Source organism: Halalkalibacter kiskunsagensis, from assembly GCF_037027555.1.
GTDB lineage: Bacteria > Bacillota > Bacilli > Bacillales > Bacillaceae_D > Halalkalibacter > Halalkalibacter kiskunsagensis.
On record NZ_JAXBLX010000001.1, the window covers coordinates 256,687 to 265,868 of the forward strand.

A 9,182-nucleotide genomic window follows, 5' to 3' on the forward strand; every position below is an offset into this window, starting at 1 on the left:
ATAACGAAAGCGCTTTCTATTTTAAGAAATATCTACTAGAGTCTGTTCCTTAAAAGAAAAACTTCCCTGATATGCGTTCTTTTTTCAAACTTTTTCTTAATTATACCATATTTTCTATTTATTCGACTTAGATTGAAAACACTTATGATTCTAAATAGTAGAAATTTTCTTTTTAATCATCTTATGGGATCGCTCAATTTCTTCAGGAGTACACACTGATTTTAACTCGTATACTTTTATCGGTGCTTCTTTAATAACCTCAATAAACGAGTCAAAGTCCTCGCTTTGGCTATGAATATATGGGCACCAATGATCGGATAGTTCGATCGTTTCATGGATGTGTACGCCGAGTATTTTGTCTTTGACGAGCTGTAAATCTTGTAAATTATCATATAAACCCATTCGATCCATCATCATCGCATGACCAATATCATACCAAAGGTAAACGGGAGCTCCTTTAAGCTCGTTAATCAGTTGGTTCGCTTCTAAAAGGGTAGGAATTTGATAGCATCTTGAGCGTGTTTCTAACCCAATCCCTACGTTATACTGCTTACGAGCGATATATTCACTAACTTCTTCCAAACTATCTTGTATCCTCTTTACGTAAAATTTGCTTTCCCGCTCTCTTTTTTTGATCATCTCAGACCATAATTGTTTATATTCGATCGAGTTTCTTCCTTTGGAGTGATAGATTTCTTTTAGGGTCTTGTCAATATTATAAGAAAACGGAACTTCTCCTGGGTGAACGACGACGCCTTTTGCTCCAAGATGAGCGGCATGGTCGATTGTCTCCTTCAGTAATGTGACGGCCTTTTTTCTTTTAGATTCGTCTTCAAATCCTAACATAATAGAATCTGGGTCATATTCCTTGTCATCGTAAAATGGGAAGACATGATGAACACTTGAAATGTTCATCTCTTCTTTTTCAATCATAGGTAAAATGGATGCTAGCATTTGCTTTGTTACATTGTAGTTTAATTCGACTTGAGAAAAACCAAGCTGTTTGATTTCCTCAATCATTTCTCGGCCGCTTGTATGTCTTTTAATGTTCCAGCATGTGGAAAAGGAAAACTCTCCTTTTGTTGTCATCAAACTTATCCTCTCCTTTTTTTTGAGAAAAGGAGCCTGAGAGTAGTCATATCTCAGGCTCCATTCTATTTATTAATTAATCGTGCTATACCATTCGTTTGCCTCATCTGTTAATTGCTCTCCACCTAATTGATTCCATCTATCGACGAATTCGTCAAAATAATCCACTGGCTTATCACCGGTAATAATAGAAATATAGGCTTCATTTCTAACTTTTGTTAATTCCGCTCTAAATCTAGACTCAGAAGGAAGGGCTGTGACTAATTGGTTACGAACGGCTCCAACATCATACCCGTTTTCAGCTGCCCATTCATTTCCTAATTCGCTTACGTCCCAAAGTGCAAAATCAATGGCAAATTTACCTGCACCAGAATCCTTAACATCCTCATATTCAGGTGTAGGAACTCGTTGACCTGGACCTTTCTCTGTCCACATTTCCCCTTCAATCCCCCATAAAGCGTCGACATAATTTTCTTTCGTTGTCCCTGAGGTTTCATCTAGAATTTGTAGTATTTTCCCAAGTTTATCTGGTTCTTGCTCTAACGGTGCTCCAAAAGCAATAATTTTACCAGCAATCATATTCGGAGCATATAATGCTTGTTCACCATTTGGCCCGACTGGCGGTGGTCCATGAACGAGAGATTTGGCAGCTTCCGGATTCACTTTTAACAATTCAGCGTAATTTGATCCACCTTTATCTTCAGGATGATCCGTTAATGGGCCAGTCCAATGGTAGTATTGTCCGTGGCCTGTAAATCCAATTTTCCCATTAATGAACGCATGAGAATCAGCCCAATATCCACCCATGTTTTCTCCTGTAATAAATTCTGGATCAAGTACACCATCTTCATACCACTTGTTTAGAAGCTCCAATGCTTCTTTGATTTCCGGCTGGACAGAACCATTGACAAGTTTGCCATCCCTTTCTTGCCAGAACCAATCTTGCCAATCATGTGCCCCGTACCCAGTCACATAACCAAAAGCACCAAATATAGCTGGGATTCCACTAAGGGATAATCCATACGTATCTTTTTTCCCAGTACCGTTTGGATCTTCGTTCGCAATTTTGTACAATGCTTCTTCAAACTCTTCTAACGTTTCAGGCGTTTTTGTGATTCCTAGATTTTCTAACCAATCACCACGCCATACTATCGTCGTCCGATATTTATAAACATCTCTCATTTCAGGAAGACCGTAAATCTTGTCGCCCACTTTCGCATAATTTAACCAGTTTGGCTCAAGTTCTGTCGCTTTTTCATATACATTAGGCATATATTCTTTAATCACTTCTTCATCAAAACCTAGTAATACTCCTTGGTCGACTAGTAGTGGTAAATTATTAATGTTAACCCCGTCAGCCATGTAATCAGGAATTTCGCCGGCTGCAAATTTCAAATTTAATACTTCATGAATGTTTTGGTGGTCTAAATTCCACATATCAAATTTTACATTATATTTATCTTGATAATGTTGAACCATCCTGCCTTCAGGACTAATTGGATCTGTGATGTATGGTGCCCAAGACAGTTCATATTCTTTTCCTTCAATCGGTGCAAATCGCTCGATCGAATTCTCATCAACAACAGGAGCATCACCGTTTGAATCAGTGTCACCTACAACCTCATCACTTTTATTACATGCAACCATTACTAAAGATAAAATTATGAGCAGAGCAACGATGTAAGCATTCAACTTTTTAGCCATTACGAATCCCCCTTGTTATCATTATTGAACTTCAGATAAAAAGCATTTACAAGCCTTTTTTATAAAGAAGCATCACCCCCTTTAATGAAAACGTGCCTCCTACCCTTTCACTGAACCTATCAGCATTCCTTTCACAAAGTACTTTTGTAAAAATGGATAGATGATGATAATTGGTATGGTCGTGACCATAATCGTGGCAGCTTTAATCGTTTCCGTATTCACCTTGTTTTGGTCCTCAGGTAGAACGGACGACATCACTTGCATTTGTCCATCAAGAACGATTCTTCTCATAACCATTTGAAGCACTTCTTTATTTGTATCTGTCATATAAATTAAACTATCAAACCAAGAGTTCCAATGAAACACAGCATTCCAGAGCCCTAATGTCGCGATGATTGGCATAGATAAAGGAATGATGACTTTCCATAGGATATAAATGTCATTGGCGCCATCAATTTTTGCGGATTCTTCTAACTCAATAGGCAGTGACTGCATAAAGTTTCTCGCAATAATTAACTGAAATGGGTTTACTAGAACAGGTAAGATTAAAGCCCAAGAAGTGTTCATTAGTCCTAAATCACGGACCAGTAAATACGACGGAATCATTCCTCCTGAGAAAAACATCGTAAAGACGATAAACTTTGTCCAAAAACTTCGATGCGGAAAGTATTTTTTTGCTAAGACGTAAGCCGCTGCGATTGTAACAGCTACATTTAAGAATGTTCCAAAAATGGTACGCTTCAATGAATTCCAGAAACCTATTAACACCTGGTCATAACCTAGTACTTGTTCATAGTTTACGAATGAAATTTTTTCAGGAATGATTCGTATTTGACTAAACGATACATCAGCTGGACTTAATGACATCGTGAGTAAATATAGAAACGGGTAGATCGTTGTCACACATAGTACAATCATAAAAATGACATTAAATGAATCAAAGATAAACCCTGAGACAGATCGTTCCTTCATGATGGAAACCTCCCTTTCTTATCGATTACCACAGACTGTTTTCATTTCCACTAATTTTACGAGCAATCATATTGGCCAAGATCACCATCACTAACGAAATGACGTTTTTAAATAATCCTACGGCTGTTGCGAAACTATATTGTAAGTTCACAAGTCCTTGCCGATACATGTACGTACTTGCTACATCCGCAACACTATAGACGGCAGGATTATAAAGGTTAAAAATTTGGTCAAAGTCGTCCATGATTAATTTCCCAACTGATAGAATCGCCATGATCGTAATAACTGGGTACATAGAAGGTAATGTAATTTTCATCACTCGTTGGAACCGATTTGCTCCGTCCACTCTTGCAGACTCATACAATTCCGGGTTAATGCCTGCTAGTGCAGCCAAGTAAATAATGGTCCCCCACCCTAAGTCCTTCCAAATATCAGAGGACACTAACAACGTTCTAAACCAACTTGGATCCGCTAAGAAGTAAATTGGCTCAAACCCAAGTGCTTTAATGAAAATATTAATCGGTCCGATCGACGGGGATAAAAATTGTGTGAAAATCCCGGCTAGAATAACCCATGATACAAAGTGAGGAAAATAAGACACCGTTTGGACCACTCGTTTAAAAAGGACATGCCTCAGTTCATTAAGTAATAAGGCAAATATAATTGGTGCAGGAAAACCAAAAACAAATTTATACAAACTGATCAGAATCGTATTACGAAAAACCTCCCAGAAGCTATCTAACTGGAACATATATCGAAAATGTTCAAACCCAACCCAAGCACTCCCAACAATTCCGTCCATAAACTTGTAATCTTTAAAGGCGATTTGTAAACCATACATCGGACCATATTGGAAGATAGCAAAATAGAGAATAGCAGGTAAGATTAAAACGGTTAAATATTTGTACCGCCAATAGTTATAATACTCAGAATTCTTAAATTTCACGGCTAGCGAGTTTTTTATGTTCTTATTTTTCCCCAACTCTATCTTCATGTTCCTTACCTCCTTCACATCGATGAAAACGTTTCCCTAATATTTACAAAGATTCTAGTAAAATCACAATAAAAATAATTCACTATTTGATATAGGTGCAAATATTTATACTGCTAACTTAGCGTTAGTTTGAACCAACGATCGATAGGTGTCATGAGATTCACCGATACGTGCTTGCAATCAGTTGAGTGCTCATCATCGCGAAGGACCTCTTTCCAATGTTCATAGGCACCGTCTGAAATCGTAATCGAATCGTTACCTGATTGATAGTGAACACTTCCTTCTGTTAAGAAAGATTGGTTAGGATTGCTTCCTGCTTTCAGATGTTCACCTACAAGTTCTCCTTCTTTCCCTAGAATAAATGTAACTTGTGTAAAAATTTCCTCATGAGCATCTGAGGTGAAATGAATGTCCCATGAACGTTCTCCTGGGAAAACATCAACGGTTAGCTCATGTTTTTGTAAATGAGTCATTGGACGATGGTGATGCGGCAATAAATACCATGGGTTTCTATTTTCCTCGACTTTTTCTAATTCAGATAAATGTTCAGCTGGAATTGGACCATTGTAGCCTTTCTCTAACACCTTTTTTAAACGGTAGCCCCCGTGGATCTCTTGATATTCATCAAAGAACACTACGCCAGGTGAAAATGCTGTTGAAATTTTTATTCCGAGCAGCCTTACTTCGCCATGACGCAACGATAAGATGGAAGGGGTGTTTGTCATGATCGTTACACTTGTATTCTCTTTTTTGTATCGTACAATCGGCGAACCAAATGCAAGGTGTGGGGAGCTGTGTAATACTTCCCTATAAGACTGAGCGTTTTCAAGCTTTTGTAAATAGGTGTTTCTTGGGTGTGTTTGATTGATCACTTTTACATATTCATTCGGAATGTTGCTTCTCTCTATTGTTTCTTCCCTTATGAATGGAAAGAGGAGATGACCAATCATTGCATTGTTATCAACGCTGCTTGGCTCAGCCATTTTTTCTAAAGCAAGGTCTGCCATATAAGCAAACGTTGGATTATGATCGTACTGAGCCATCAACCGGTAAATTAAATAATAATTTGATAAGTTCGACGTTGTTCCAAAATCTTGTCTTCCAGAATAATCGGTTACGACCTCTCCTGATGGATGAATCAGATATTGCATTAGATCGAGATTTTTTCTAACGGGTTCAAGCAATTCAGGACGATTGAGATTCCGTGCTGTATGATAAAGCATTACGTTATTTACCGCATTGTAAATTCCATTGCTTCGCTCCGTCCATTCCCCATCCTCTGTATAGTCAAGTCCCTCAGCCAACCATTCTTCCGCCCTTTTAAGCAATTCCTTATTAGAAAAGTTTTGATATAGAAAGGATAAAGCCGCTGTTATCACCCAACGATGATTCGGTGTATGGCAGCCTCCGGTAAGTAAGGCGGGAATGGATCGTTCGAGAAACAATTTTATATTTGATTTGATATCTCTAAGTTGCTCCCATTCATACATCGTTAAGACTTGGTGGACTTGAGACAACCCTACGACAACGAAGCCTGTGTCAGGAGGTGAATGGTAATTCGTCGAACCGAGTGAAATGGTTCCATCAGAATGCTGGTTGGCCAGCATATACTCTGTCGCTCCTACTAATCTGTTTGCTAACTCTTTATTATGGAAAAAAGTAGAGTCTGAGTTAACAATCGAAGCTACCCAGGCAGCGATGACCCTTGGGGTGTTTCCATGACTTGGGCTTGCGACACCCGTTAGTCGATTAATAATGCCTCCATAATATTTGCTATTTTCATCTTGTGACTGATGTTCGATCATCTTAGCTGAAAAGCGATCGTTAATCTCAACTATTTTTTCGTACATAGTTTCCTCCTTTGTTTGTTGGAATTTACGACATACATGAAAGGGTTTTCATAATCATAATACGAACGTCAAATTCTAACAATAAAACAAATTCATCCTACTATAAAAAATCCCATATCCGGACTATCAACCTTTGTCACCACTAATAAAATAAAGATTTCAACTATCAAAATTTCCACTTTATGTGAATGTGCACTTTTTATTATTGAGGACCTTGGTTGACCGACTTATAATGACAGAAATAACGATTTGTTTTTATAAAGCTGTTTTCGTAAGGATTGTTGCTATAGAGTAGTGATTCCTCGTAGTGAAATGGAGCAGAAGTCACTCGACTCCTGCGGGATTTAGAGGTAGGGTCGAGACCCCACAGGCGCAGCCGAGGAGGCTCGACACCTCCTTGCGGGTGCGAGTGGCTGGAGCGGAATGGAACGAACTTGTGGAGAACGGCTAACCCATAAAAACAACAAAGTATGCGAAAACAGCCTTTTATAAAAAGGAGGGTAATGGCGTGGGTAGTGGCGGTATTTATTTAAGCAAGCTGTATCGGTTTTGTGAGTGGATAACTAGGTTAGCCTATGTAAACATTTTATGGATCATCTTTTCGTTCGCTGGGTTGATTTTGTTTGGTTTAAGTCCTGCGACTGTCGCTATGTTTGCGTTAATCAGGAAATGGGTGCAAGGAGAAACAGATCTTCCTGTCTTCAAAACATTTTGGAAGACGTATAAGGATGAGTTCGTAAAAAGCAACTTATTTGGAGGCGCACTGCTAGTTGTTGGTCTTGTCCTATTCTTTGATTTACGTTTTTTCCAATCAGGTACAACAATGTTTTCGCTTGTTATGTCCTATGTAGCCATTTTTCTACTCTTTATTTTTCTTATCACTCTTCTCTTTGCCTATCCTGTATTTGTTCATTATAACTTGTCGATTTTTCAAATCATAAAAAATTCGTTCTTCCTCGGTATTTCTAATCCATTACAGCTATTTTTTATGATTATTGGAGTTGCAGCGGTCTATGTTGTCATGATGTACATTCCTGGACTCATTCCATTTTTCGGAGGGAGCCTAATCGCCTACATTTTCATGTGGTCCGCATTTCAATCATTTGTTAAACTCGAAAATGATTATATAACTGCTAAAAAAGGAAACTTAGAAACAGATGACATTTCTTAGCGTTAATTCATTATGAATAAACCTCCAATTGGTAGACTATGTCTACAACTGGAGGTAGGTTTACATGCTAAATAAACAACAATATACTTACAGCCATTCCAGCAATGAGTCCATAAATAGATAGATGGGTTTCATCGTATCTTTTTGCTGCTGGTAACAATTCATCCAATGAAGTCATTTTCTACAATTTGTTCTTCTGATATTACTTGTAATCCATTTCTTTTAAGTAACGCAGAAGTAACTCCATTTCCAACTATTTTCTCACCACTAAATTCGCCATTGTAAATGAACGAACTACCGCAAGATGGACTATTCTCTTTGAGAACAATTAGTGTTGCATTAATTTTTTGAGCTTTTTCTAATGTAGTATAAGCTCCTTTTATGTAAAGTTCCGTTACGTCTTTACCAGACTTGTCAATTACTTTAGCCTTTCCATCAAGTACATCTGCTCCGTCTCCACCTACAATCTCAGCAGGTTTCCTTGGGGTTGAAAATCCGCCAAGCAGTTCAGGGCAGACTGTTACGGCTTTGTTCTCTTTAACTAACTTACTTATTTTGTTATCTAAACTATGTGTACCGTTATATCTTACTTCTAATCCAGCTAAACAGGAACTGACTAATATCATAAAATACACCTCTCATAATAAGTCCATTACAACTATAATATTCTTGCTTAATTAAACTCAATAGTGAATAAAATAAACAGAAACAACCACATATATGACTGCTCTTGCTGTTAAAGTAATGCACTCGTTCGTTAAGTATCGGACTATTCAAGTTCCTCTGATGAAGGTGGTTCAAAGATTTGAATCCACTCTTTTAGTTTAGCTTTTGGTATAAAAAAAGTCCCATCTGGTTTTTGAATATTTCTAGTCTCTAGACGTTTAAACAACACCTCTTCTGATATATCAACAAAATGAATTTTAAAATCAGCTCCTAGTTCCTTGGCTCGAAAACGAAACTCGTCTCGTTGACTCCGAACCCAGCATCCAAAATCTAGGATAACATCATTGCCAAGAACTAAAACCCTAGCTGCAACGTCCCACATAAGAGTTTCCACTGCATCATGTCTAGCATCGTGCATCGCTTCGTCTGATTCCGTCATGTTATCCCCAAAATCATTCCCAAATAAACGGATGTGCCATTCATCAGGAGTAAGACGAAGAGCCGAATATTTCTTTTCAAGTTTACGAGCAAGTGTAGTTTTACCACTACATGGAAGACCAACCATTAAATGAAGTGTCGCGATAATAATCATCTCCAATCTTAAAAAAAAGACTAACTTTTCAGTGAACTACCCACCACTTACCACCCTTACGGGTTGCTTGAAGTGGGGGCTTCTTGGGTAATCACCACTTTTAGCAGCTGACGAAATTGACCAAGCTAACCCTCTTGTTCCAAG

Annotated in this window: 8 protein-coding genes and 1 pseudogene; 1 reads left to right on the forward strand and 8 read right to left on the reverse strand. The window is 38.1% G+C overall.

Annotated features, from left to right (window positions below; translation table 11 throughout):
* Positions 1-150: 150 nt before the first annotated feature.
* From SLH51_RS01130 to SLH51_RS01150, 5 genes are all read right to left on the reverse strand, one after another.
* Positions 151-1,089: a sugar phosphate isomerase/epimerase family protein gene (locus tag SLH51_RS01130; protein ID WP_335958474.1), complete on the reverse strand. Its 939-nt coding sequence runs from the start codon at positions 1,087-1,089 to the stop codon at positions 151-153.
* 72 nt (positions 1,090-1,161) lie between these two features.
* On the reverse strand, positions 1,162-2,793 hold the full coding sequence (locus SLH51_RS01135; RefSeq protein WP_335958458.1) for an extracellular solute-binding protein: 1,632 nt from the start codon (positions 2,791-2,793) through the stop codon (positions 1,162-1,164).
* Between the two features lie 99 nt (positions 2,794-2,892).
* Positions 2,893-3,765 (reverse strand): carbohydrate ABC transporter permease, encoded by an 873-nt coding sequence (locus tag SLH51_RS01140; RefSeq protein ID WP_335958459.1) that lies wholly within the window; start codon positions 3,763-3,765, stop codon positions 2,893-2,895.
* Between the two features lie 25 nt (positions 3,766-3,790).
* On the reverse strand, positions 3,791-4,759 hold the full coding sequence (locus tag SLH51_RS01145) for an ABC transporter permease (RefSeq protein ID WP_335958461.1): 969 nt from the start codon (positions 4,757-4,759) through the stop codon (positions 3,791-3,793).
* A 113-nt stretch (positions 4,760-4,872) separates the two neighbouring features.
* Positions 4,873-6,609: a hypothetical protein gene (locus SLH51_RS01150; RefSeq protein ID WP_335958463.1), complete on the reverse strand. Its 1,737-nt coding sequence runs from the start codon at positions 6,607-6,609 to the stop codon at positions 4,873-4,875.
* A 508-nt stretch (positions 6,610-7,117) separates the two neighbouring features.
* On the opposite strand from SLH51_RS01150, the gene SLH51_RS01155 reads away from it, so the two are divergent.
* Positions 7,118-7,780 carry a YesL family protein gene (locus SLH51_RS01155; RefSeq protein WP_335958464.1) on the forward strand — a complete coding sequence of 221 codons (663 nt, stop codon included), beginning with the start codon at positions 7,118-7,120 and terminating at the stop codon, positions 7,778-7,780.
* Between the two features lie 67 nt (positions 7,781-7,847).
* On the opposite strand, the pseudogene SLH51_RS01160 reads toward SLH51_RS01155, so the two are convergent.
* The 3 genes and pseudogenes from SLH51_RS01160 to SLH51_RS01170 form a co-directional block, all read right to left on the reverse strand.
* Positions 7,848-7,952: pseudogene (locus SLH51_RS01160) on the reverse strand (zinc transporter ZupT); the annotation flags it as partial.
* Positions 7,942-8,406, reverse strand: a complete 465-nt coding sequence (locus SLH51_RS01165; RefSeq protein WP_335958465.1) for a 2-thiouracil desulfurase family protein — start codon at positions 8,404-8,406, stop codon at positions 7,942-7,944. The gene SLH51_RS01165 and the pseudogene SLH51_RS01160, both read right to left, overlap by 11 nt.
* A 143-nt stretch (positions 8,407-8,549) precedes the next feature.
* The gene (locus SLH51_RS01170; RefSeq protein ID WP_335958467.1) at positions 8,550-9,038 is read right to left on the reverse strand and encodes a P-loop nucleotide/nucleoside kinase family protein; all 489 of its coding nucleotides are present in this window, start codon (positions 9,036-9,038) and stop codon (positions 8,550-8,552) included.
* Positions 9,039-9,182 lie beyond the last annotated feature (144 nt).